This is a genomic window from Beggiatoa alba B18LD (genome assembly GCF_000245015.1).
Taxonomy (GTDB): domain Bacteria; phylum Pseudomonadota; class Gammaproteobacteria; order Beggiatoales; family Beggiatoaceae; genus Beggiatoa; species Beggiatoa alba.
In genome coordinates this window covers 710,956-736,152 of sequence record NZ_JH600070.1, presented here as the reverse complement: position 1 = coordinate 736,152, position 25,197 = coordinate 710,956, and the positions used below count along the sequence as shown (strand labels likewise).

Genomic DNA, 25,197 nt, shown 5'->3' with positions numbered 1-25,197 from the left:
TCAAAGGTTGTTACTTAACGTCACTTTTTTATAGGTCTCACTCACGCTGAGAACTGGTAATCTTTAAAGGACTGCCAGTCCTAAAACAGGCTGATTCACTACTCAATATCGCGTAATAATTCGTTTAAGCCGACTTTTCCGCGCGTTTTTTCGTCCACTTGTTTCACAATCACCGCGCAATATAAGCTGTATTTGCCATCAGCAGAGGGTAAATTGCCAGAAACTACGACGGAATAGGGGGGCACATAGCCGTAGGTAATTTCGCCCGTTACGCGGTGGTAAATCTTAGTACTTTGACCAATGAACACGCCCATAGAAATAACTGAGCCTTCACCAATCACCACACCCTCGACAACTTCGGAGCGTGCACCAATAAAGCAGTTATCTTCGATAATGGTCGGTGAGGCTTGCAACGGTTCTAATACGCCACCAATGCCGACACCGCCTGATAAATGCACATTTTTGCCGATTTGGGCGCAAGAACCGACGGTTGCCCATGTATCAACCATTGTGCCACTGTCCACATAAGCACCGATATTGACGTAGGAAGGCATTAAGACGACATTAGGCGCGATATAAGCCCCACGCCGTGCGGTGGCTGGGGGAACAATGCGCACGCCTTGCTCACGGAATTCTTTGGTATTGCAATCAGCATATTTAGAGCGAACTTTATCGTAATAGTTAGTGAAACCGCCTTTAATAAAGTCGTTATCAGAAATGCGGAACGAAAGCAGAACGGCTTTTTTTAACCATTCATTAACGACCCATTTTCCTTGTTTTTTTTCTGCAACTCGTAAAACGCCACGGTCTAACAGGTCGATACTTTCTTGAATGGCTTCCTCAATCGCGGGGCTAACATGGCGGGGGCTTAATTCGGCACGATTTTCAAAGGCTTCTTCAATCACTTTTTGTAAATCATTCATGCACTGTTTACTCCTTAATGGTCTTTAAAGGTTTTTAAAACGTTTCTAAAAAGTGGCGGATACGCTGTGCCGCTTCTTGACAGTCGTTCACATCAGGCACTAAGGCGATACGAACTCGATTTTTTCCTGGATTGATACCGTCCACAGTGCGCGATAAATAGCTCCCTGCTAAAACCGTCAGTCGTTGGGTTGCAAAGAGTTGCTTAACAAATTCAGTATCATCCATCGGCACTTGTTGCCATAAATAAAAGCTGGCGGGCGGGATTTCTATTGGGATAACGGGAGAAAGAATGTCATGCATCAAGGCAAATTTTTCGCGGTATAAATCGCGGTTTGCTTTAACATGACTTTGCTCTGCCCACGCGACAATACTGGCGGTTTGTACGGCTAAAGGCATCGCACAGCCGTGATAAGTTCGATACAGTAAAAATTGTTGTAAAACGCGGGCATCTCCAGCAACGAAGCCTGAGCGCAATCCGGGTGCGTTAGAGCGTTTAGACAGGCTATGAAAAATCACACAGTTTTTAAAGTCAGTACGTCCCATTTCGGCGCAAACGGCGAGTAAACTGCTCGGTGGGTTCGCTTCATCGGCGTATAACTCCATGTAGCATTCATCAGCCGCAATAATAAAGCCATATTCATCTGATTTTTCAATAAGTTTTTTTAATGTTGCTTTATCTAATAATGTACCACTGGGATTATTAGGAGAGCAGATATAAATCAGTTGGCAATTTGCCCATGTTTCGGCGGGAACTGCGTCGAAATCGGGTTGAAAATGGGTTTCGGCTAAACAGGGTAAATAGTGTGGGGTCGCGCCTGCGAGTATGGCAGCCCCTTCATAAATTTGATAAAACGGATTAGGCATTAATACCAAAGGATTTTTTGCGTTGCGGTCAATCACGCATTGGGCAAAAGCAAACAGGGCTTCGCGTGTGCCGTTGACAGGTAAAACATGTTGTTCGGGGTCAATTTCAACGCGACTGAGTTCAGGAAAACGTTCTATTAACCAGTGGGCAATTTGTTGACGTAGGGCTAACACGCCTTTTGTCGTTGGATATTTGCCTAAATCACTGATTAAGGCTTTTTGCATCGCTTCGACAATAAATGCTGGGGTTGGGTGTTGGGGTTCGCCGATGGATAAATTAATTTCGCGCAATTGTGACGGTGCTTGTACCCCTGCTTTTAATTTAGCTAATTTTTCAAAGGGGTAAGATTGTAAACGGCTTAAGTCAGGATTCATGGTGGTGAACGATAAGCGAAACAGTGGAAAAAGAGGAATAAGTATAAAGGAAGCTAAAAGCTTGGGGGTAATTTTTCAGGGCAATTGAAAAAGGGGTTGTGTTAAACAAGTCAGGTTTTAAACGACTAAAATCTTATTTTAGTATGAAACGATTTTTAGTCCGATAATTGAGCCGATTAACGTTGTTAGGAAAAGGAGTCGCAAAAAAGTTACTGGTTCTTTAAATATAAAAATACCAACTAAAACCGTCCCAACTGCGCCTATGCCTGTCCATACAGCATAAGCTGTTCCAATGGGTAAAGTTTGTGTCGCTTTGATTAAAAGCCCCATACTGAAACAAATCGCAATCAGAAAACCGATATACCATAAATACATTTCGTTTCCTGTTGTTTCTTTCGCTTTCCCTAAACAAAAAGTAAATGTTACTTCAAAAAGTCCTGCTATCGTTAAAATTATCCAATTCATTTTATTTGTTTCATTGTCTGACACATGGAGTAAACGTACCAAAAAGCGATTTAAATTTAGGACTGGCAGTCCTTCGCATCGTTTTATAGTGCGTTTACTATAGAGTAAATGTAACCTGAGTTCGGCGAGTTTCTTTTAAAAAGACAACAGCTTGTCTGGTCAACTCTTTTCGCCTGTTCCGACAGACCTACTAGGTTTTGAAAACCTAGTAGGTCTTTTTTTGTCTGAATCAGAATTCACAGAATTTTCAGAATTAGCAGAATTAAAAAGCGTCTTTCACCTTAATTTTTTGGTTTAAGGGTTTTAAATCCTGTTAATCCTGAAAATCCTGATTCAGACAATCTTTTAATCTTGTCGATTAAAGTAAGGTCAAACAGACCTACTAGGTTTTGAAAACCTAGTAGGTCGTTGCTTTTGTTAGGGGAACGCGCTTAATAAGCCCGTTTAATAATGTAATGTGCTAATTCGCGTAATGGGTCGGCGCGTTGGTCGAAAGTTTGTAGGGCTTGCACGGCTTGCTCAATCAGTTCAATCGCCATTTGTTTTGAGGCTTGTAGCCCGATAATGCTGGGGTAGGTCGGTTTGTTTAAAGCGGTATCCGCGCCTTGTTTCTTGCCTAATGTTTCTGTGGGGGCTTCTACGTCTAAAATATCATCTTGGATTTGGAAGGCAAGACCGATACATTTTGCGTAACGGTCTAATTGTTCAAATGTTTCCTCTGAAAAATTGGGTGATGCTAACGCACCTAATTTGACACTGGCACGAATTAACGCACCTGTTTTATGAATGTGCATGTTTTCTAATTCAGCCGCATTCAGATTTTTTCCAACAGCTTCCATATCAATCATTTGTCCGCCAACCATCCCGCGAGAACTACTTGCAAGACTTAGGGCTTCAACCATGGCAAGACGTTGCGCAGGGCTTAATTGTTGTGTGGGGTCATGCGTTAATAAATAAAAAGCGTGTGCCTGTAGCGCGTCACCTGCCAAAATCGCCGTTGCTTCATCAAAAGCTTTATGACAAGTGGGTTTCCCGCGCCGTAAATCATCATCATCCATTGCGGGTAAATCATCATGAACTAATGAGTAAGCATGAATACACTCAACCGCACAAGCAGGAATATCTAAAACATCAGGCGCGACATTTAAAGCCTGTCCTGTCAAATAAACTAATAACGGACGAACCCGCTTACCGCCATTCAATACTGCGTAGTGCATCGCCTCATGTAAACGGACGGGCAAAATATGGGGGGCGGGTAAATGTTGGGTTAATGCCTGATTAATTCGTTGCTGGTATAAAGACATGAATTCTTGTAAGGTCATGTGGTTACTCTATGATTTTGTGGTAAGGTCAAAAAGATATATAAGACTATCCTCTGTTCTGCGATATTTAAAAGCTAAAACAGAGAGTTATTGTTTTTTCAGGTGTAAAATAGCTGAGGCTATAGTAAACGTATCATAAAAAGATTTAAATTTAGGACTGGCAGTCCTCCAAATCGTTTTATAGTACGTTTACTCTAATCGCTCAATTTCTTCGCGTGTTAATCCCGTCGCAACCATAATGAGTTCAAGAGGGGCATTGTTTTTCTTCAATGCAATTGCGACTTTCATTCTTTCTTGTTCGACGCCTTGTTCAATCCCTTGTTCGATTCCTTGTTTAACACCTTGTTCAATCCCAATCTCAATACCCTTCTCCATCCCTATCTCAATCCCTTCCTGTTTAGCGGTATCAAGCACATTGATGAAATCGCGGTAGTATTTCAAACTTAATTCATACGCATGACGGTCTTCATAACTCATATTCGCTAATTTCGCTAACGCAAAAGCGTCTTCGATAATATCCCCTTGAAATTCTCTCGGCATATCGTCAAATGTCACTAATTCACGCAGAAAATATAACCACCATTCTAAATGGTTCGCTAATTCAGATTCTTGTTTTTTGAATTTCGCCATTTCTATGTAAATGAAGTTCAATTTCTTAAACATCACTTCTTTGCTGTAAATATCGGTTATTTGTCCGAAATGTAAGTAATGGTCATCGGGAAAACTGGCTAAAGAGAAGTCTAAAATGCCAATGAAATAAATCGGGGTTAATTCAAAATCCCATTTGCCTTTTTTGGCTTGGTCTTGAATTAAGAAGCTGGCGTAATAGGTAGCGCGGTCTTGAAAGTGTTCTTGTTTCGCACGTTGTAATTCAACAATGAATTCCTGATTTTTTTTCATCCCGACAATAAATATCAAAGATGGCGCGTCGGTCTTCTTCTAACATGCCGAGCTTTTCGATATTTTTAAATTCTAAGCTGACAATTTTGTGTTTTATCGGTAATAAATCATTGAGGAAGCTGATGAGTAGGGGTTTACTTTCTTCACTGCCGAAGATTTTTTTTAAAGCCAAAATCGGTGAAGGGGTTGATGAATGTGCCTAGGGATTTGTCGGTCATGTTGATGTTTCCTCATGCTTGGGAAGATATAGTAAACGTATCATAAAATTATTTAAATTTAGGACTGGCAGTCTTTCGCATCGTTTTATAGTGCGTTTGCTATATTTTTATTGGGTAACTTGTTTTCTTCATTCTTGTTTTTCATCAGGACTCACTAGATAAGATTTAGGCAAGTTGTTATTTTTAAAAAATTCGTAGAGCTAAGGTCAGGTTAAGACGGCTAATGCAAGGCGTGATACTGAATATGTACACGAGTTGACACGATGCTGGGATTAAGCCCGTTTATTCGATGCTGGTTTTAAATCGCTAATTAACTCACCCGCTTGTAAAACTAAGGTACGACATCCCATTCGTTTAATCAGCCCTAGCGCGTGAGACGCAATTAAAACAGTAACCCCGACTTGATTGAATTGTGTGAATAAATCCATCACTTCTTCCGCAAGTGCGGGGTCTAAATTTCCTGTTGGCTCATCCGCTAATAAAATAGATGGTTTATGCACGACCGCCCGCGCAATACCAACGCGCTGTTGTTGTCCCCCTGATAAGGTAATGGGGTAGCTTTTTTCACAGTTTAATAAACCAACTTTATCTAACGCAGCCCGCACACGGCGACGAATTTCTTGATGGCGAAAACCGCCAATTACTAACGGTAACGCGACATTATCAAAAACCGTGCGGTCAAATAATAAACGATGTTCTTGAAAAGTCATGCCAATATCACGACGTAAGTAAGGAATTCGATTATCGGCTAAACGCCCTAAATGTTGCCCATTGACAATAATTTGTCCGCCCGTGCTCCGCTCAATCAGGGCAATTAAGCGTAATAAAGTGCTTTTACCTGCACCAGAATGTCCCGTTAAAAAAGTCATTTCTCCCTTATCTAAATGAAAACTAACTTTTTTTAAGGCTTCATAACCTGTTGCGTAACGTTTATGGACTTCAGAAAATGTAATCATGACAAGGACGGTAGCACGAAATAGAGGGCTAACAGTATAGCGTTTAACAATGAAAATGGGATAATTAGCTGATATTCTGCCTTGTTACTTTCTCATCTATCCTTTAAGTTAGATGCGGAAAACATCTTAAGATTAAGCAAGGCGTGTATTTTTTATGTTTCAATAGAAGTCATCACAAGATTTCTTTCAACAAGTAAGGATAACCATGAGATATTTAAGTTTTTTATTTTTTTTAGCGTTTGTGGCGTTTGTGGGGCTGCCTTATTACACGGTCTATAAATTAGACAATGCATTAATTGCGAATAGTCCAGCCGATTTAGGTAATATGCTCGATTTAGAATCTATCAAAAAGGTTTATCAACAAACCGCGACTAAATCATTAGGCATTGAAGGGCTTGCCAACAAATCCCTTGATACAGGTAGCCCTTTAGGCAATTTAGTTGTTGAACAATTAAAACAGTTAGGGCAAAACGCACTGCAAGAAACCGTAGATGTCAATTGGGTACGTACTCGTTTATTAGAAGCTACTGAACAAAAGAAACTCATGGATACCATGACGTTTGGTTTTTTTGAATCTCCTACCCGCTTTGTGGTGCGTGTGCGCGAATTAGGCAATAACCCCACCTTTGTTGTCATGACCTTACAAGATTGGACATGGCGCGTTACCGCTTTATATTTCTAATTGCCTAGAAATATCCATAAAAAAGCCCTCGTTACCTGAAAGCGATAACGAGGGCTTTTTAACTTTAGCGACTAATAATGGTTAATGATTACTTGCTTGCGTAATGTTAGTAATCGCTTTTTGACGATGCTCAGGATACAAACTGTAAGCCCCAAAACGCATTTGATGCGCCCGTCCTAACTTTTCCGCATAAAAATCAACGCCCCATTGCTGAGTTAATTCTTTACCGTCCCAATGATAGAGCTTGACATATTGCTCATCATCCGCGCCTTTTTTATCCCAATTCGCTAATAAAGAACTGCTAAAGTAAATCCGTTTACCATCCCAGCTAGAAGATACCATATTGATTTGCTTACCGATAACCTTCTCATAAATTTGCTTAGGATGGCGAGGGTCGCTGATATCAAAAGCACGGGCTTTACCATCCATAAAGGTATCAACCCACAATGTTTTATCATCTGAACTGATAGAAATATCTACGGGTAAAGGTACTTTGCTAGGGTCGCCAATATCCGCCACTGCCTCTGCTTTCCACTGACGTGTTGCTTCATCCTCATAAATCAGCCAAATTTTTGAGGTTAATGCCGTTGTGGTGTAGGCATAATAATTCTGCGCTCCCCACGCAAAACGAATTTCTAACGGTGCGCCCGGTACATCTAAAACCTGTTTTGGTTGGCGTGTATGAGAATCCCAAACAACAACCGTATTCCCAAAACGTTTCATCGCCTCTTGGTCATTTAACATTTTGCCAAAGTCCATCATGTAATTTGACCAGCCCGTAAATGAAGAGGTTAAGGTCACATTACGGCTGATTAATGACCGTAAATCATAATTGTACCCATCCGCATACTGCCCTGTTTTTTGTGCATTACGCAGATTTTCATCGGTTGGCATCCAATGTGTAGCGATGAACTCACCCTCATTGCTATATTCTGCAAACCCTGTGCGTCCGCCGTGGTCTTTATTATTCGATAAAGCGGTGATTAACATCCGTCCCGGATAGGCATAAAACGTATGAGGTCCAACTAATCCATCTGTTTTTTCTACAAAGTTATCAATTACTTTATGCAAACGTGGTTTTGCGGGGTCAGTATGTACATCAAAAATAAAAATTTTGCTGGTATCCAAGCCACCAGCCCATAAATATTGACGGTCATCTGTAAAATCAGAATGATGTGCTTCGTTACGCCCACCCACAGATAAAGTATGAATAACCTTTCCATAATTCGCCGATTTGGGATTGACATCAATCGTCACTAATTTATCTTGTTCATCCCCCATACCGACAACGCCTAATGTCCAGACATAGACAAAATCTTCTTGTCCGACAATTTTCGCCATATAAGGGGATAAACAGGTTTCATCTGCTTGTACTGTCATCGGCATTAGTAATGCAGTGACGCTTAAACTAAGCGCGGTTAATGTATTAAAAACCGTTTTGCGCGTTAAATGAGAAAATGTTGTCATAAATTGATAGCTCCTTTAGGGGTTAGTATCAGCAATTAACATTACCCGTCATCATAAAAACGGGTACGTTATCGTGATTTTTATAAGAAATATAATAATTTTTTCTTTATTTGCTCAAGAGAGGCGTTATAAGTATAAGTTGAACAATTAAGACTTTTGATTTAAATAAGGGGCAAGTAGATGACAGATTTCTTCAACTTGAAAATTAGCTGCTAGATTACGGATTTTTTCGATAAAACTCATTGCATGAGGGTCGCGATTATCGATTAATTCTAGTTGTTTATTAATGCCAGTAATATCTCCCATCATTGCTAAATCATAAAGAATATCAAGCTGTACAGTTGGTAAGCAGGGAATTAAAATTTCATGTTCACTTTCAGTCGGCATATCCCCTGCGGCTTTAGTTGTGTGACAAGCATAAACCCATTGAATGTTTAATAATTGCTGAATAATTGCGAGTAGTTCATCTTGTTGAATAGGTTTAGTAATAAATGCATCGCATCCCGCTTTTAAACTTTCCTGACGATGTTGTGCAAAAACACTTGAAGAGGTTGCGATAATTGGCACGTTTTCAAGATTGGTAAAAGAGCGGAGATGATGTGTAAATTCAAACCCATCCATTAACGGCATGATTAAATCAGTGAGGATTAAATTAGGTGGCGTTTGTAATGCTTGTGCAAGCCCTTCTTGTCCATTGTTTGCTTCGGTAAGTTTAAACCCTAAAGGAATTAATAGATTACGTAGAATAGCTCGATTCTTTTCTTTATCGTCAATAATTAAAATGGTACGGGGATTACCTTCATAGGCAACAATGGTTTCTTGTATTTCAGTATGGTCTTTTTTAAAATCGGTCGCTTCAGGTAACACAATGGCAAACCAGAAAATACTTCCTTGTCCTATAGTGCTTTCTAAGTGAATCTGACCGCCCATTCTTTCAACAAGACGTTTCGTAATTGATAATCCTAATCCTGTGCCTGCCGTTTTTCGGGTTACTTCCCCTAATTGTTGGAAAGGAATAAAAATGTTTTCTATATCATGGGGATGAATACCAACGCCAGTATCTTCAATTTGAAAACGGATTTTGTCTTCATAGTAGCCAACCTTAAAGGTGACACCGCCTCGCTCTGTAAATTTTGTCGCATTGCTCAATAAATTGATGAGAATTTGACGTAATCGAATGGCATCACCATGAACGCCAACAGGTAAATGGGTCACAGGTTCATATAAAAAGCTGATGCCTTTTTCTTTCGCACGGATTTGGAATAAATGGACTAGCTCTTGTAAAAATTCATGTAAGTTGAAATCAAGGGGAAATAAATCGAGTTGATTCGCTTCTATTTTAGAAAGGTCTAAAATGTCATTAATCAGTGTGAGTAAGTATTCACCGCTGCTGTGGATAATGTGAATGCCATCAATTTGATGCGAGGTTAAATTTTTATCTCTTTGTAAAATTTGGGTGTAGCCTAAAATACCATTAAGTGGGGTACGCAATTCATGGCTCATATTGGCAAGGAATGTACTCTTGGCTCGGTTAGCTGCTTCTGCGGCATGGCGGGCTTTTTCTGCAGATTCTTTTGCCTCTAATAAGGCAGTTTCTATGGTATAACGATGTTGAATTTCATCGATGAGTTGTTTATTGATGCTAGTTAAGCGAGTTACCATAGAAATAATGCCTTGTAAAATCATCCCAATTTCATCATGGGTGACTTTAGGTGGTGAATTGGTTAAGTCACCACATTCAATTGCTTTTAAGTATTGTAAAATGGCTTGTATGTTCTGAGTTGTTCCTCGTGTAGAAAGGTACGATAATAACAATACGCCTGCAAAAATAAGAAAACTCATTATAATGACAAAGTTTAAATAAAACGCACGATCTTTAAATAGTTCTGTCTCCGCAATACTGATGACAATAATCCAATCCCAAGCAGGAAAATCTTGAAAAACACTATAATAAATTTTGTCTTGGATGCGACTATGTATAACTCCTCTTTTTTCTTGAATAAGCTGTTTTGCATAATTAGTATTAAAAATACTTCCTTGCTCAAAATTAGGATGTAAAACAACTTTTCCACTCGAATTGATAATATAAAAGTAGCCTGTTTCATTAAGTTTAAAATATTGATAGCGTTTTAAAATTTCTATCTGTGCTTGCGTGGTTGCTTCAGCATTATTCGTAAGCCCATTTTTTTTAAGTGTGTTATACGCTGATATAATATCTTGTTGTATAATGAAAAGTTCTTTTTCAATTAATTTTTCATTGAGTTCGTAAATAATTTTATTAATGATGATGTAACCCATTAAAATAATGGGAACACCTAATAATGCAAGCATGGTAAACATGAAGACAACTATTTTATTTTGAGTTTTCACTGATTATCTCTAAATTTTTGAGGTTGTACTGTGAATGATGTGAATTAAGATACTTAAATTAGTTGAGATTATGGTTAAAAAAATCATTTGTAAACTGCCTGTATCAAGCATAAATAAAATAATGACGTAACAAAATACAGGATAATTAGGTGTTGCTTGTTGCAATGAACTTTTTAAGTTGTCCATCTTTTATATTGATATGCTGGACATGAATTTAAAGCTACCGCGATAGAGATGTTAAGAATTAACAAGGTTATCGCTTTTATTGATTTGTGCAATTAGTAGCGCATAATCACTGAATTAATACCCTTAAGATAAAAATATGCTGCATTGTAGATGTTTCTCATATACTGAATCATATAATTTTCTTAAAAAAATGATATGGGTATTAACCATCAAGTGTAAAGTAGAAAGCACGGATAGTGCGAATTCAATAAAAATAGTTATCAGCACTGTGTCTTTTTAAACAAGTGTTTAAATATTACCCGTTAAAAATATTCCCGCATCACGTATGGCAAAGCCGTTAGCTGTCATCAACCTTTGTTAGTATTAACCATTGTCGTGATTAGGGAAAACTAAGCAGTTTGATGGAGGTTTATTAAACGATGTCCCAATTCTTTGGCGATTTTACTGATTTGGAGGAGCATGCCGAGTATCTCGTCATTGGCTTTTCCCCAACATCAATTCCGTTAAAACAACGGTGGCGGAATAATGGGCTGTCAGCGGATTTTATTGCGGATTATTTGCAAACTTTTTTTGTGGGTAATCCTGAAAAACGTGAAGCGAATAATGGCAGCTATATTCCTGCTAAGAGTAAGAATGCAGTGAAATATATCGCAAATGAGTTATTAGAAAATGCGATGAAGTTTAACGATGAAACAGCGAGTTTTCCGACTAAAATCGCCTTTCATCTTTTCAGAGATCGATTAATTTTCCAAGTGGTTAATAGTATCAATCCTGATAATGTTGAACAATTTCAGGCATTCATCACCAGAATACTGAACGAAGACCCACAAGAATTATATATTCAGCAAATGGAGGCTAATGCGAGTTCTGAAGGAAGCAAAGGACATTCAGGTTTAGGATTCTTAAGCATGATTTGCGACTATTCCGCTACGTTGAGTTGGAAATTCGATACAATAGAGGAAAATCCACCCATCGCTATTGTGACAACCCGAGTTTCTCTTGATGTATCTTAAACCTTGTTATTGTTATTAATAGAATGGATTTCTTAAAAAGAACTATCGTAGAGTAAAAAGTTATGCAAATAAAAACCGATGATTATGATATTACGTTTGATGCAACAACTCATGTGATTATCTGTAAAGGTTCGTTGTTGTTGAGTGGCAGTGACGAGTATGCACCTTTGTTGGAGTTGATGAACCAAGCCGCCGAGCAACCCATTGAGGAATTAACACTTGATGTACGAGGGTTAGAGTTTTTAAATAGTTCTGGCATTAATACGATGACCAAATTTGTGATTAATGTTAGAAATAAAAAGAACTTACAGCTAGCGGTGATTGGTTACGAGCAAGTACCTTGGCAAGTGAGGTTATTAAAAAATCTGCAACGTTTAATGCCGACGTTGACCTTACAACTTGAATAGTCTTTATCCTGTCACCCACGTCATTTACTTTACAATTTTATCGCGTTAGATAAATTGCCGTCGTAGTATTCACATACGCATACTGATTTTAGTCATTGTCTGATGATTCAGTTTTTCAAGGCTAACGAGATGCAGAATAAAACCAAAGCAACTTTACTCTTAGAATTGAGGGAACTACATCAGCGTTTACGCGAGTTAGAGGCAGAAAAGGATGACTTGCAAATTTCCCTTGAAGCGAGCACTGAACATGGTGATTTAATTGAGTATGAATTATTAAATCGCCTTGCCAAATTCCGTCAGCAATTTGCTGTTTTAGAACAGGAAAAAAAAGATTTAGAACTGTCTTTGCAAACAGTGACAGAAACAACAGATTTGTTTCAAACGGAGTTATTAGAAGCGCGTAACGTGTTAGAGAGTGAAGTAAGACGTAGGACAAAAGAACTTGCAGAAAATAATTTAAAGTTGCAGGCAGAAATTTGTGAGCGTGAACATGCAGAAGCACAATTAAAATTAGCGGCTAGTGTCTTCCAAGCAAGCCGCGAAGGGATTGTTATCACGGATGCAAATTGCCATATTATTCTTGCAAATCAAGCCTTTACTAAATTAACAGGTTATACCGAGGTCGAATGTTTGGGAAAAAATCCCAGTATTTTAAAATCAGGGCTACATGAAGAACTGTTTTATCAGAATATGTGGGAGGCAATCAATACGCTAGGGCATTGGAGCGGCGAAATTTGGAATCGTCGCAAAAATATTGATGTGTTTGCCTGTTGGTTAAGTATCAGTGCGGTTAAAAATGAGCAACAAAAAATAACGCATTATATTGGTATTCTGACAGATAACACGCATCAACGTCTTTCTGAACAGCGTATTTATCAGTTATCCCATTATGATGCACTGACAACGCTCCCCAATCGTGCCTTATTTCAAGACCGACTCCGCCTTGCGATTAAACGGGCGCAACGGGAAAAATACCGACTCGCCCTATTATTCATTGATTTAGATAATTTTAAAGATGTAAATACGGCATTCAGTCACCCAACAGGCGATCAACTTTTGCAAAATGTCGCCCATCGTCTGCTGAATTGTGTGAATGAAGATACTGATTCAGTTGCCCGCTTAGGCGGGGATGAATTTGTCGTGTTACTGGACGGGTTGAGAAATGAACAGACGATTTTGCAATCAGCGGCAGACATGGCAGATAGATTGTTGCGTCATCTGCAACGTTCTTTTTTATTAGAAGGATTTGAAATTTTTATCAGTGCAACAATCGGTATTAGTCTTTATCCTGAAGATGGTGACGATATTGACGAGTTACTCAAACACGCTGATAACGCCATGTTTGAAGCAAAACAGCAAGGGCGTAATAACTATTTGTTTTACAGCAAACCGATGAATGTGGAAGCACGTAAACGTTTAACAATGCAAAATGGGCTACGACGTGCTTTAGAAAATAATGAGTTTTATCTCTGTTATCAACCACAACTTGAGCTTAAAAATCAGCGTATTATTGGTGCAGAGGCTCTCATTCGTTGGCAACATCCGCAATTAGGGCTTATTTCTCCTAATGATTTTATTCCCTTAGCAGAATCAACTGGTTTAATTATTCCCATTGGGGAATGGGCGTTGCGGACTGCTTGCCTACAAAATAAGCTTTGGCAAGATCAGGGATTACCTGCGATTCGGTTAGCTGTCAATTTATCGGTGCGCCAATTTCACCATCAAGGTTTATTAAATAGTATCAATGCGGCTTTACAACAAAGTCATTTAGACCCGCGCTGGTTAGAATTAGAAATTACTGAAACCTTAGCAATGACCAGTGCTGAGAAAACATTGAAGAAAATTCAGGCATTACAAGATTTAGGCATTTCTATGGCAATTGATGATTTTGGGACGGGTTACTCTTCACTCAATTATTTAAAACAATTTTCCTTAGATATTTTAAAAATTGATAAATCTTTCATTAATGATATTCATACTAGTAGCGGTAATATTTTAATCTCTACCATCATCAATATGGCGCACAGCCTAGAAATGCGAGTTGTTGCGGAGGGGGTGGAAACTTCTGCACAATTAGACGCACTCACCCAGCTTGCCTGTGAATATGTGCAAGGATTTATTTTCTATAGACCTTTGTTAAAAGAAGACATGCAGCAGCTTCTGATAGAAGAGCAGGCAAAATTGGTATTGTCAAAATAAACCATGTGAGAAATCATTTTGTCGTCACTCACAGAGGATAATTGAACATATCCTGTTTGCTCATCAGTCAGTGGTTATTTTTTGTCAAAAGAAACAGAATTACAGCATTAATACTTAATATGCTCAATGGTTTAGCCTATATTCAGGTGAGGTATCAATATGGGAACTTCATCAACAGACCCCAAGACGATAAAAACTGACAGTGATTCGGTTGATGCACTCCGTGCAATGGTTAAACAGTTGCAAAAAGAAAATAGTGACTTATCTATTTCTTTAGAAACCAGTACACAGTTAGCTGATTTATTTGCACAACAATTGTTGAATCGCTCAACAGAATTGGAACAGCGTAATTTAGAAGTTGCTGCATTTGCTCGTACCGTTGCCCATGACTTAAAAAACCCTTTAGGGGGAATCATGAGTGTTATCAGCATACTTCAAGCGGAATGCAAAGTTGGACAGCCTATGAGTATAGATTTTGCTAATCGGTTACAGTGGTTAGATCAAGGGGCAAAACAGCTTCATAACATTATTCAAGACTTATTATTGCTGGCAGGTGTTTCGCAGAAGGGACAAGTAGAAATTTATCCGTTGGATATGCACAGCATTGTGCAACAGGTCATTCATGAACGCCTCGCGCATTTGTTAGAGGAATATCAAGGAACGATAGAAATTCCCGAGCAATTAGCATTCGCTAATGGTTACGCGCCTTGGGTTGAAGGGATTTGGGCAAACTATTTAAGTAATGGCTTAAAATATGGGGGTCGTCCACCTCATTTAGTGTTGGGGTCAAATCCGTTAAAAACGGGACAAATTCGCTTTTGGGTTAAAGATAACGGCAACGGTATTCCTCTCGAATTACAATCACAATTATTCACCCCATTTACACGCTTACCAACCCGTAATTGGGTAGAAGGTACAGGACTGGGGCTGTCTATTGTGCAACAGATTGTTAAAAAATTGGGCGGAACGGTTGGCGTAGAAAGCGGTGTTAGTGAAGGGAGCTTATTTTATTTCACCTTGCCCGCCGTTGTCTTAAGTTAGGTTATATCAACCAAAACTTGAATAATTTGTATCCGCTTTAAAAGTGTTTTACCCTTAAATAACAAATGACTTATGTTATCTTGTTTAATTCATCAAGAATGACTCCATTAATAGTGATGCATTACTTATGTACTCATTATCAAAGAGGAAAAGACAAACGGTGAAGTTAAATGGCTGTAAAAATTTGTTAATTAAGTGTTTTACTATCTTTTAACAAAGAGAACTTATACTCACTTATAAAAGAAATTACAATTAGCCATCCAAGTATTGCCATTTCACCCCCCTTTATAATCTGCGCGTAACTCCTACATAATGATGTCATCTGAAAATGAATTAATCCTTGCGTTACGTCAAGAAATTACGGAACTTCGTCAACAAGTCACGAAGTTAGCACAGGAAAAATTAGACTTAGAAATTTCGTTAGAAACTACAACAGATCATGCGGACGTATTTGAACGTCAATTATTAGATGTCCGCAATTCACTGGAAACTCAAGTGACAGAAAGGACGCACGAACTCGCCGAAAATAACGCCCGTTTACAACGGGAGGTTCAAGAACGTAAACGTATCGAAGCGGTGCAACGTAATAGCCTTTTGTTTTTACAAACGCTATTAAATAGCATCTCTAACCCTATTTTTTTTAAAAATATAGAAGGCATGTATTTAGGGTGCAATCGTGCTTTTGAACAATGTCTCGGATTATCTGAAGCGCAAATCGTTGGACATACTGCGATAGATTTATATTCACCTGAAATTGCTGAAGAGTTTCAACAAAAAGAAGTTGAATTATTTGCTCATGACGAAGGTAAGCTCTCATACGAAACGGTGATTCATTTCGCTGATGGAGAGGCTCACAATGTTTTGCTCAATCAAACCACTTTCCGCAGCACCGATGGCGTTGTTGCAGGTTTAGTCGGCATTATCATTGATATCACGGCACATAAACGGGCTGAAGAAGCCTTACGCATTGCAAAAGAAGCAGCCGAAGAAGCGAATAAAGCCAAAAGTGCCTTTTTAGCGAACATGAGTCATGAGTTGCGTACCCCTTTAAATGCCATTATCGGCTATAGCGAAATTTTACAAGAAGACATGCCTGATTTAGGGTGTGAGGAATTAGTCCCCGACGTACAAAAAATTTATGCGGCAGGCAAACATTTATTAGGACTCATTAATGACGTTTTAGATATTTCTAAAATTGAAGCGGGCAAAATGGATGTTTACACAGAAACATTTGATTTAACGCTAGTTATTTCTGAAGTTGTCTCTACCATTGAACCATTAATACAAAATAAATCGAACCGTTTAAACTTAATTTGCGACAGTGCCGAACAACTCGGCGATATGCACGCGGACTTAACCAAAGTTCGGCAAATGTTATTTAATCTGCTCAGTAATGCCGCAAAATTTACCGAAAATGGGCTGATAACCCTCAATGTTCATCGGCAAAGTGAAGAAAATAAAGATTGGATTTTATTCATCGTCAAAGACCAAGGCATCGGCATGACGGCGGAGCAAATCAGCAAATTATTCCAACCGTTTACACAAGCAGACTCATCTACAACCCGTAAATACGGGGGGACAGGTTTAGGCTTAACCATTACAAAACGCTTCGCCGAAATGATGGGCGGTGATATTCATGTCGACAGCGAATATGGCATAGGTAGCACTTTTACCATCAGATTGCCCGCTTACGTTGTCAAAGATGCCAGCCGTGTATTAGCGGGTGAGGCAACAAACGAGAATGAAGACGGTACTAAAGGCGACACGATTCTTGTTATCGATGATGACTCCGTCGTGCGCGAATTATTACAAAATTATTTATGTAAATCAGGCTATCAAGTCGTCACTGCTAGTTCAGGAGAACAAGGGCTAAAACTCGCAAGAGAGCTTAAACCCCATGCAATCACGTTAGATGTCATGATGCCTGGCATGGATGGCTGGATGGTATTAACAGCTATTAAAAAAGATGCAGAACTCATTAATATCCCCGTTATCATCATTTCGCTGATTGAAGACAAAAGCATTGGTTATGCGCTCGGCGCGAATGAATATTTAACCAAACCAATTAATCGTGATGAACTCAGTCATGTACTGCGTAAATATTTAGATAAGGATAAAGGCTCTCAACACATCATGCTGGTTGAAGATGACCCCGTCACCCGTGAAATGATTAGCACTGTTTTGAAAAAGAACGGATGGGACATTCAAACCGCAGAAAATGGACGGATTGCCCTTGAATATTTACCCTTCAAACAACCTGATTTAATCATTACTGATTTAATGATGCCTGAAATGGATGGTTTTGAATTCGTCGCTAAACTGCGCGAAAATCCTGCATGGCGTGCAATTCCTGTCGTTGTACTCACCGCAAAAGACATTACGCAAGAAGACCGTCTTCTACTCAATCATCGAGTGGAAAGAATTTTTCAAAAAAGCAATTATCAAATCGAAGAATTACTGAATGAACTCAGTGACTGTTTAGTCCGTTTAGATACTAAACGGAATTAGCCACTGCCTAACTTGTTACCTTAGACCTCAGGATTTACATGGCACAGTATATTTACACCATGAACCGCGTCGGGAAAGTCGTCCCCCCCAAACGCGAAATTTTAAAAGATATTTCTCTCTCCTTCTTCCCTGGTGCAAAAATCGGCATTTTGGGACTCAACGGCGCAGGTAAATCAACATTACTGCGCATCATGGCAGGGGAAGATAAAGACTATATTGGCGAAGCCCGCCCACAAACGGGTATCCGTATTGGCTACTTATCACAAGAACCCCGCCTAAATCTTGAAAAAGATGTGCGTGGCAATGTCGAAGAAGGGGTCAGCGAAGTGAAAGCCCTGCTGACCCGCTTTGATGAAGTCAGCATGAAATTTGCCGAACCGATGAGCGATGAAGCCATGAACGCCTTGCTAGAAGAACAAGGACGCTTACAAGATGCTATCGACGCAGTCAACGGCTGGGAAATGGAACGTACTCTTGAGATTGCCGCCGATGCCCTTCGTCTGCCTGCATGGGATGCTGATGTATCCAAATTATCAGGCGGTGAAAAACGTCGCGTTGCCTTATGCCGTCTGCTCCTCTCTGCACCTGACATGCTCTTATTAGACGAACCGACTAACCACTTAGATGCTGAATCTATCGCATGGTTAGAACGCTTTTTACAAGATTACAAAGGCACGGTTATCGCCATTACCCATGACCGCTACTTCTTAGACAACGTTGCAGGCTGGATTTTAGAACTTGATCGTGGGCACGGTATTCCATGGGAAGGCAACTATTCTTCATGGTTAGACCAAAAAGAAAAACGCCTAGCCATTGAAGAAAAACAAGAATCTGCCAGACAAAAAGCGATTAAACAAGAATTAGAATGGGTACGTAGCAACCCGAAAGGACGACACGCTAAGAGTAAAGCCCGTTTAGCCCGTTTTGATGACCTCATGAATCAAGACGTACAACAACGAAACGCAACCCAAGAAATTTACATTCCGCCCGGCCCGCGTTTAGGCGATTTAGTCATTGAAGCCAACAATTTAACAAAACGCTTCGGTGAGCGCGTACTGGTAGAAAATTTAAGTTTTAACCTGCCTAAAGGTGGCATTGTCGGCATTATCGGTGCAAACGGTGCTGGGAAAACAACCCTTTTCCGCATGTTAGTGGGACAAGAAAAACCCGATGCGGGCGAATTGCGGGTAGGCTCTACGGTACAACTCGCCTATGTCGACCAAAGTCGTGATGAATTGGAAGGCAATAAAACTGTATGGGAATTTGTCTCCGATGGCTTAGACAATATCATTGTGGGTAAATATGAAACTCCCTCCCGTGCCTACGTTGGACGCTTTAACTTCAAAGGCACAGACCAACAAAAATTTATTAAAGACTTATCAGGCGGAGAACGTAACCGTATCCACCTTGCCAAGCTCTTAAAAAGTGGTGGCAATGTCCTACTACTGGACGAACCCACCAATGATTTAGACATAGAAACCCTCCGCGCACTAGAAGACGCGCTCCTCAACTTTGCAGGATGTGCGGTTGTTATCTCCCATGACCGCTGGTTCTTAGACCGCATTGCAACGCATATTCTCGCCTTTGAGGGCGATAGCCAAGTCGTTTGGTTTGAAGGTAACTATGCGGATTATGAAGAAGATAAACACCGCCGTTTAGGCACAGATGCTGATACACCGCATCGGATTAAATACAAAAAACTCACGGGTTAATCTCGCTAGTGATGGCAGTGTTATCAATCTGCTTGTAACACTGCCATCATCCGTACCTAACAATGTGTTGAATTACGCCCATTCATTAATATTCGAGCATGATGACATTGCACAACGACGCTGTTTATTTTGTGCCCCTTCAATAATCAATATCACACTCAAACTTATTCGCGCCTGTTACTATGCAAGTTCACTACCTCGTTAATATTCCTGCGCCACAAACTCACATTGTTCAAGTCACCCTAAAAGCCCAGCGTCAACCTGAACAACAACGCCTACAATTTTTTCTGCCTGCATGGAGCCCTGGTTCTTATTTAGTTCGAGAATATGCACGCCATATCCGTAGTTTATCCGCCCGCACATCAGCACTACTCCCTTTATTTTGCCAACAAATCAGCAAAGACACATGGGAAATAGACTGGACAAAAAGCAGTATAGAAACACAAAATAGCCTTGATTTTCAAATTGATTATGAAGTGTACTGTCATGAGCTAACGGTACGCACAGCACATATTGATAACACTCATGCCTTTTTACATGCACCCGCTTACTTATTGGGCATCAAAAACGTTGCATTAATCAACCCAATTATTTACTTACAATTCCCCAATGAGTGGCAAAGCATCACCACAGGACTAGAAGCCCTATCAAAATATCCATATTGCTACATCGCCAGCGATTACGACCAGCTACTCGATTGCCCCATTGAAATTGGCAATCAAACAACAGACACCTTCTATGTCAACAATAAAGCGCACCATATTGGCTTTTACGGCGATATTTACCCGCACCCCTACTCATTACGCCAAGATATGCAGACATTGGTCGAAACCATCAGCCAAACCATGCAATCTATGCCTTACAACCACTATGCCTTTATCGTCCATTTTGCCCCACGTTTATATGGTGGTTTAGAACATAGCAACTCTAGTACTTTACAATTTGACGGACGTAAATTAGGCAATCGTAAAGAATACATCCGCTGGTTAGGATTAGTCGCGCATGAATATTTTCATACATGGAATATCAAACGCATCCGCCCCGCAGATTTCGCCCAATTAGATTATGCCCAAGAAAATTACACCCGCATGTTATGGCTTGCGGAAGGATTGACCAGCTTTGTCGATGACTTATTTGTTTATCGTGCGGGATTATGTAGTTTAGAAGAATACCTAGAACGTATTTGTGAAGATTTAAACCGTTACTACACTATTCAAGGACGTTATTTTCACTCATTAGAAGACAGCTCATTCAATGCATGGATAAAGCTCTATCGTCCTGATGAAAACACCGCAAATAGTTCTATTAGCTACTATCTAAAAGGCGGTTTAATATTCGCGCTGTTAAATATTCAACTCAGCCAGTTTGGCAAACACATTGATGATTTTTTGCACCTACTTTGGCAAGACTATCAAACCAACCCACAAGCAGGCATAACGACAGAACAAGTGCTCGCCATGATTACCAGCTTGAGCAATGCAGAAGTCAGCACAGAATTTTATCGCTTTATCAGTACAACAGAAGAAATTGATTTCGCCAGTTTTTACCAACAAATCGGCGTGCAATTTATATGGAAAAGCAGCGGAAAAGCATGGCTAGGGGCAGAATTTGAATATCGTGGCGAACGTGTGTTGATTAAAACAGTCCATTTAAACAGCCCTGCTTACGCATCGGGGCTAAATGCTGGCGATGAAATACTGGCGATTAATCGCCAACGAATCACCGTTGATGATATGCAGAAACTAGAAATACTCTTATCAGAACAAACCTACGATTTTTTAATTGCTCGTACAGAACAAATTTTAGAACTTCCCATCATGACGGGTAAAGCCCCTGAAACACTGGATAAACTCGCCGTGATTGACGCAGAAAAAGCACGCAGTGTTTTATGGGGGCAAACAAGCCATTAAGTTGAATCATCTAAATTAACCTGAGTTAGGCGAGATTTATAAAATAAAACAGAGACCTGCTATAGTAAACGTACCATAAAGTAATTTAACCTGAGTTCGGCGAGTTTCTTTTAAAAAGACAACAGTTTGTCTGAATCAGGATTTTCAGGATTAAAAGATTGTCTGAATCAGAATTTTCAGAATTAAAAAGACAAGAAAATTAAAAGAATAAAAAATTATGTTTTTAATTGTTTTTAATTGTTTTTAATTCTGCTAATTCTGAAAATTCTGTGAATTCTGATTCAGACAAAAAAAGACCTGCTAGGTTTTCAAAACCTAGCAGGTCTATTGGAACACGCGAAAAGGTTTGACCTTACTTTAACCAGCAAGATTAAAACATTGTCTGAATCAGGATTTTCAGGATTAAAAGATTGTCTGAATCAGAATTTTCAGAATTAACAGAATTTTCAGAATTAAAAAGACAAAAAAATTAAAAGAATAAAAAATTATGTTTTTAATTGTTTTTAATTGTTTTTAATTCTGCTAATTCTGAAAATTCTGTGAATTCTGATTCAGACAAAAAAAGACCTGCTAGGTTTTCAAAACCTAGCAGGTCTATCGGAACACGCGAAAAGGTTTGACCTTACTTTAACCAGCAAGATTAAAACATTGTCTGAATCAGGATTTTCAGGATTAACAGGATTTAAAACCCTCAAACCAACCAAAAAGTCAGGTGAATCACGCTTTTTAATCCTGCTAATTCTGAAAATTCTGTGAATCCTGATTCAGACAAATGCTTGTCTTTTTAAAAATCTCGCAGAACCCAGCGTATTATTACGCTGTCATTGCTTGCGGATGTAGGTGGATATGCATCCAACGATTAGAACGATAGCGATAAAGCATAAAACCAGCGAGCACTATCATATAAACAAATGCGCCTAACCAAATCCCAACTAACGGTGGCTGAATAAACGTAGATAAGCTAATAGCAGCAGGAAATAAAATAGCGACAATACATAACACCAGCAAAATACTAGGAATAAATGTATCTCCCGCTCCGCTTAAAGCGGTTCTGGTAATAATTCCAAGACAATCAAAAAGTTGATAAATTGCCATTACTTTAAACATTGCCGCTGCTTCTGCAATGACTGCCGCGTCATCCGTGAATAAACGCGCAATATCTGCACCAAAAAACCATAATGGAATCCCTAATAATCCCATATAGCTACAGCCTATCCATAAAATTTTATACGTGGTCAATCGTGCAAGCACTGGACGATTTTCACCTAAAAAACGCCCCATATAAGAGGCTGCGGCAATGCCTAAGGCTAAACCTGGTAAAAATAACACAAGGGTAAATTGCATACCGATATTATTTGCGGCTAAAGCGGTTTCTCCAACCCGCCCTGCAATTACGCTTAAACCAACCCACGCAATTAACTCAACAAAATCGCCTAAACCTTGTGGAATACCAATCCGTAAAATTTGCTTAATCAGTTGAAAATCAACTTTTTGCCAAATAGACAAGCAAAAACGGCGACACATTGGCGAATTGAATAAAGTAACAGACATAATTAACACTGCAATCGCTTGTGATAAAACAGTTGCATAAGCACTGCCCGCAACACCTAATGCAGGTAAGCCAAATTTACCAAAAATTAGCGCGTAATCTAAAACAACATTAATCGCAAGGGTAATTAATGAAATACGCATAGGAAATGCAGAATTACCCAATGCTTGATAAAACGAAGCATATAAAATAAATAACAAAGTAAATGCCGTTTCCCACACTAAAATCGATAAATACGTATCAGCATAAGCCGCCACAACATCAGATAGTTGTGCTAATTCACTAAAGAAAGGAAATAACTGCACGTATAATAATAAGAGCGGCAAGCCTAAAATGGCTAATAACTGATAATGGAATAAAACATGACCAATTTTTGTAAAATCACCCGCACCATATAAACGGGCAATAAATGCAATAGAACTCCGCATCAAGCCAACCATCAACACCCAGCCAATTAAAAAAATACCCGATGCAAAAGGGACTGCCGCCAACTGAGCCGTACCTAACCATCCCATAAACACGGTATCAGTTAGTGTCATTAACGCATTTGTCATCAAGCCTAAAATTAATGGCAACGCAAAACGCAAAATTTCCCCAATACTGGGCGGATTAATACCTGTATTCCCTACGTCAACAGACTGCATACACTCACTCATAAAATAAAACAATATGTTTAATAATAAATAACTATCTGAAAAAATCAGAATAACCAAACAAAACAGATTAAAATAACATATCTAATTTTCAAAATATTCTAATTTATAGTGAGCCTCCCTATGTCACAACGTCATATCTTATTGACACTGATTTGCGGCGTTTTAATCGTTGCCATCAGTATGGGAATTCGCCAAGCTTTTGGTATTTTCTTACGTCCAATTACCCTAGATTTAAACATCAGCCGTGAAGCAGTCGGGTTTGCGCTGGCATTACAAAACTTACTATGGGGCGCAGTACAACCCTTTGTCGGTTATTTTGCAGATAGATACGGCAGTATGCGTATTATGATAATGAGCGGATTACTATATAGTTTGGGGCTATTACTCACCCCATTTAGTCAAAACGCCTTTACCTTAGATTTAACCCTAGGCATTTTAGTGGGATTGGGTTTAAGCGGTGTGACATTTGCGGTTGTTTTGGGCGCTGTTGGCAGAAATGCAGACCCAGCATGGCGCAGTCTCATCTTAGGTATTGTCACTGCTGGCGGTTCACTGGGCATGTTTATTTTTGTGCCTATTGGGCAAGCCTTACTCTCACAACTAGAATGGGAAAACACCTTCTTTTTACTGGCTTTATTTGCCTTATTGATGCCGTTATTAGCATTCGGTTTTATTAACGACAAACCACAACAAACAATAGTAACAACAACAACAGGTGTTTCCTTAATCAAGGCATTACAAGAAGCACAATTTCATCGTGGTTTTTGGTTATTAAACCTCGGATTTTTCGTGTGTGGCTTTCATGTTGCTTTTATTGCAGTACACCTACCTAGCTATTTAACAGACAGAGGATTAAGTCCCGTTACGGGCGCACATGCACTTGCGCTGATTGGCTTTTTTAATATTCTTGGCTCTTATACTTTTGGCTGGTTAGGAGGACGGTATCGACAAAAATATATACTCAGTTGGTTATATTTAATCCGTGCGATTATCATTGCCCTCTTTCTCTATTTACCTTTAACCTACTATTCTGCATTGACTTTTTCAGCCGCTATTGGTTTTCTTTGGTTAGGTACTGTACCGCTAACAAGTGGCTTAGTCGCGCGAATTTTTGGCACACAATATTTTGCGATGTTATTTGGAATCGTCTTTTTTAGTCACCAAGTAGGCAGTTTTCTGGGAGCATGGCTAGGCGGTTATGTCTTTGAGCTAACACATTCATATGACATGATATGGCTATTTTCTATTGTACTTGCGGTTATTTCTGCCATTTTTCACTTACCTATCATGGATAAACCCTTAACAAGATTACAATCCTTAAGCAATGCATAACACCACCTTCATCGCTGAATAAAATACACATAAAAACTCACACACGTTTTTAACCCATTAAACAAGCATGTATCTTGCATATTTGTTTAATGGGTTATCGATAAATTAAAAATAAAAACGTATATTTTTCATGATATTAAT

At 39.3% G+C, this 25,197-nt stretch carries 17 protein-coding genes and 1 pseudogene; 9 read left to right on the top strand and 9 right to left on the bottom strand.

Going from position 1 to position 25,197, the window contains the following annotated elements; genetic code table 11:
• Nucleotides 1-98: 98 nt before the first annotated feature.
• The 6 genes and pseudogenes from dapD to ftsE form a co-directional block, all read right to left on the bottom strand.
• Entirely contained in the window at nt 99-923 is an 825-nt protein-coding gene (gene dapD, locus BEGALDRAFT_RS02985) for a 2,3,4,5-tetrahydropyridine-2,6-dicarboxylate N-succinyltransferase (RefSeq protein WP_002683516.1), read from the bottom strand.
• A 34-nt stretch (nt 924-957) separates the two neighbouring features.
• Complete coding sequence (dapC, locus tag BEGALDRAFT_RS02980) at nt 958-2,163, bottom strand: succinyldiaminopimelate transaminase (protein ID WP_002683515.1); 1,206 nt, start codon at nt 2,161-2,163, stop codon at nt 958-960.
• 138 nt (nt 2,164-2,301) lie between these two features.
• Nucleotides 2,302-2,628 (bottom strand): DMT family transporter, encoded by a 327-nt coding sequence (locus tag BEGALDRAFT_RS02975; protein WP_002683514.1) that lies wholly within the window; start codon nt 2,626-2,628, stop codon nt 2,302-2,304.
• A 431-nt stretch (nt 2,629-3,059) separates the two neighbouring features.
• Nucleotides 3,060-3,950: a (2E,6E)-farnesyl diphosphate synthase gene (gene ispA / locus BEGALDRAFT_RS02970; protein WP_002683513.1), complete on the bottom strand. Its 891-nt coding sequence runs from the start codon at nt 3,948-3,950 to the stop codon at nt 3,060-3,062.
• A 189-nt stretch (nt 3,951-4,139) separates the two neighbouring features.
• A pseudogene (locus BEGALDRAFT_RS02965) lies at nt 4,140-5,068 on the bottom strand (Rpn family recombination-promoting nuclease/putative transposase).
• A 272-nt stretch (nt 5,069-5,340) separates the two neighbouring features.
• On the bottom strand, nt 5,341-6,024 hold the full coding sequence (gene ftsE, locus BEGALDRAFT_RS02960; RefSeq protein ID WP_002683512.1) for a cell division ATP-binding protein FtsE: 684 nt from the start codon (nt 6,022-6,024) through the stop codon (nt 5,341-5,343).
• Nucleotides 6,025-6,229: 205 nt separating this feature from the next.
• Between ftsE and BEGALDRAFT_RS02955 the strand changes: the two genes are divergently transcribed.
• Nucleotides 6,230-6,706 (top strand): DUF2939 domain-containing protein, encoded by a 477-nt coding sequence (locus BEGALDRAFT_RS02955; RefSeq protein WP_002683510.1) that lies wholly within the window; start codon nt 6,230-6,232, stop codon nt 6,704-6,706.
• A gap of 81 nt (nt 6,707-6,787) precedes the next feature.
• Here the strand turns inward: BEGALDRAFT_RS02955 and mtoX are convergent, their stop codons facing one another.
• Complete coding sequence (gene mtoX, locus BEGALDRAFT_RS02950) at nt 6,788-8,173, bottom strand: methanethiol oxidase (protein ID WP_002683509.1); 1,386 nt, start codon at nt 8,171-8,173, stop codon at nt 6,788-6,790.
• A 147-nt stretch (nt 8,174-8,320) separates the two neighbouring features.
• Nucleotides 8,321-10,513 carry an ATP-binding protein gene (locus BEGALDRAFT_RS17770; RefSeq protein ID WP_050978391.1) on the bottom strand — a complete coding sequence of 731 codons (2,193 nt, stop codon included), beginning with the start codon at nt 10,511-10,513 and terminating at the stop codon, nt 8,321-8,323.
• A gap of 635 nt (nt 10,514-11,148) precedes the next feature.
• Here BEGALDRAFT_RS17770 and BEGALDRAFT_RS02940 point away from each other — a divergent pair.
• The 7 genes from BEGALDRAFT_RS02940 to BEGALDRAFT_RS02910 all read left to right on the top strand — a co-directional run bounded on the left by BEGALDRAFT_RS02940 (nt 11,149) and on the right by BEGALDRAFT_RS02910 (nt 21,519).
• Entirely contained in the window at nt 11,149-11,742 is a 594-nt protein-coding gene (locus tag BEGALDRAFT_RS02940) for a DUF6272 family protein (RefSeq protein WP_002683506.1), read from the top strand.
• A gap of 62 nt (nt 11,743-11,804) precedes the next feature.
• Nucleotides 11,805-12,149, top strand: a complete 345-nt coding sequence (locus BEGALDRAFT_RS02935) for a slr1659 superfamily regulator (RefSeq protein WP_002683505.1) — start codon at nt 11,805-11,807, stop codon at nt 12,147-12,149.
• Between the two features lie 129 nt (nt 12,150-12,278).
• Entirely contained in the window at nt 12,279-14,348 is a 2,070-nt protein-coding gene (locus BEGALDRAFT_RS02930; RefSeq protein WP_002683504.1) for a putative bifunctional diguanylate cyclase/phosphodiesterase, read from the top strand.
• A 159-nt stretch (nt 14,349-14,507) separates the two neighbouring features.
• Nucleotides 14,508-15,389, top strand: a complete 882-nt coding sequence (locus BEGALDRAFT_RS02925; RefSeq protein ID WP_002683503.1) for a sensor histidine kinase — start codon at nt 14,508-14,510, stop codon at nt 15,387-15,389.
• Nucleotides 15,390-15,701: 312 nt separating this feature from the next.
• Complete coding sequence (locus BEGALDRAFT_RS02920; RefSeq protein ID WP_002683502.1) at nt 15,702-17,897, top strand: response regulator; 2,196 nt, start codon at nt 15,702-15,704, stop codon at nt 17,895-17,897.
• A 38-nt stretch (nt 17,898-17,935) separates the two neighbouring features.
• Nucleotides 17,936-19,609: an energy-dependent translational throttle protein EttA gene (gene ettA, locus BEGALDRAFT_RS02915; RefSeq protein WP_002683501.1), complete on the top strand. Its 1,674-nt coding sequence runs from the start codon at nt 17,936-17,938 to the stop codon at nt 19,607-19,609.
• A gap of 182 nt (nt 19,610-19,791) precedes the next feature.
• Nucleotides 19,792-21,519 (top strand): M61 family metallopeptidase, encoded by a 1,728-nt coding sequence (locus BEGALDRAFT_RS02910; RefSeq protein ID WP_002683500.1) that lies wholly within the window; start codon nt 19,792-19,794, stop codon nt 21,517-21,519.
• Nucleotides 21,520-22,332: 813 nt separating this feature from the next.
• On the opposite strand, the gene BEGALDRAFT_RS02905 is transcribed toward BEGALDRAFT_RS02910, so the two are convergent.
• The gene (locus BEGALDRAFT_RS02905; protein ID WP_002683499.1) at nt 22,333-23,712 is read right to left on the bottom strand and encodes an MATE family efflux transporter; all 1,380 of its coding nucleotides are present in this window, start codon (nt 23,710-23,712) and stop codon (nt 22,333-22,335) included.
• Between the two features lie 132 nt (nt 23,713-23,844).
• Here BEGALDRAFT_RS02905 and BEGALDRAFT_RS02900 point away from each other — a divergent pair, with 132 nt between their 5' ends.
• On the top strand, nt 23,845-25,056 hold the full coding sequence (locus tag BEGALDRAFT_RS02900) for an MFS transporter (RefSeq protein ID WP_002683498.1): 1,212 nt from the start codon (nt 23,845-23,847) through the stop codon (nt 25,054-25,056).
• Nucleotides 25,057-25,197 lie beyond the last annotated feature (141 nt).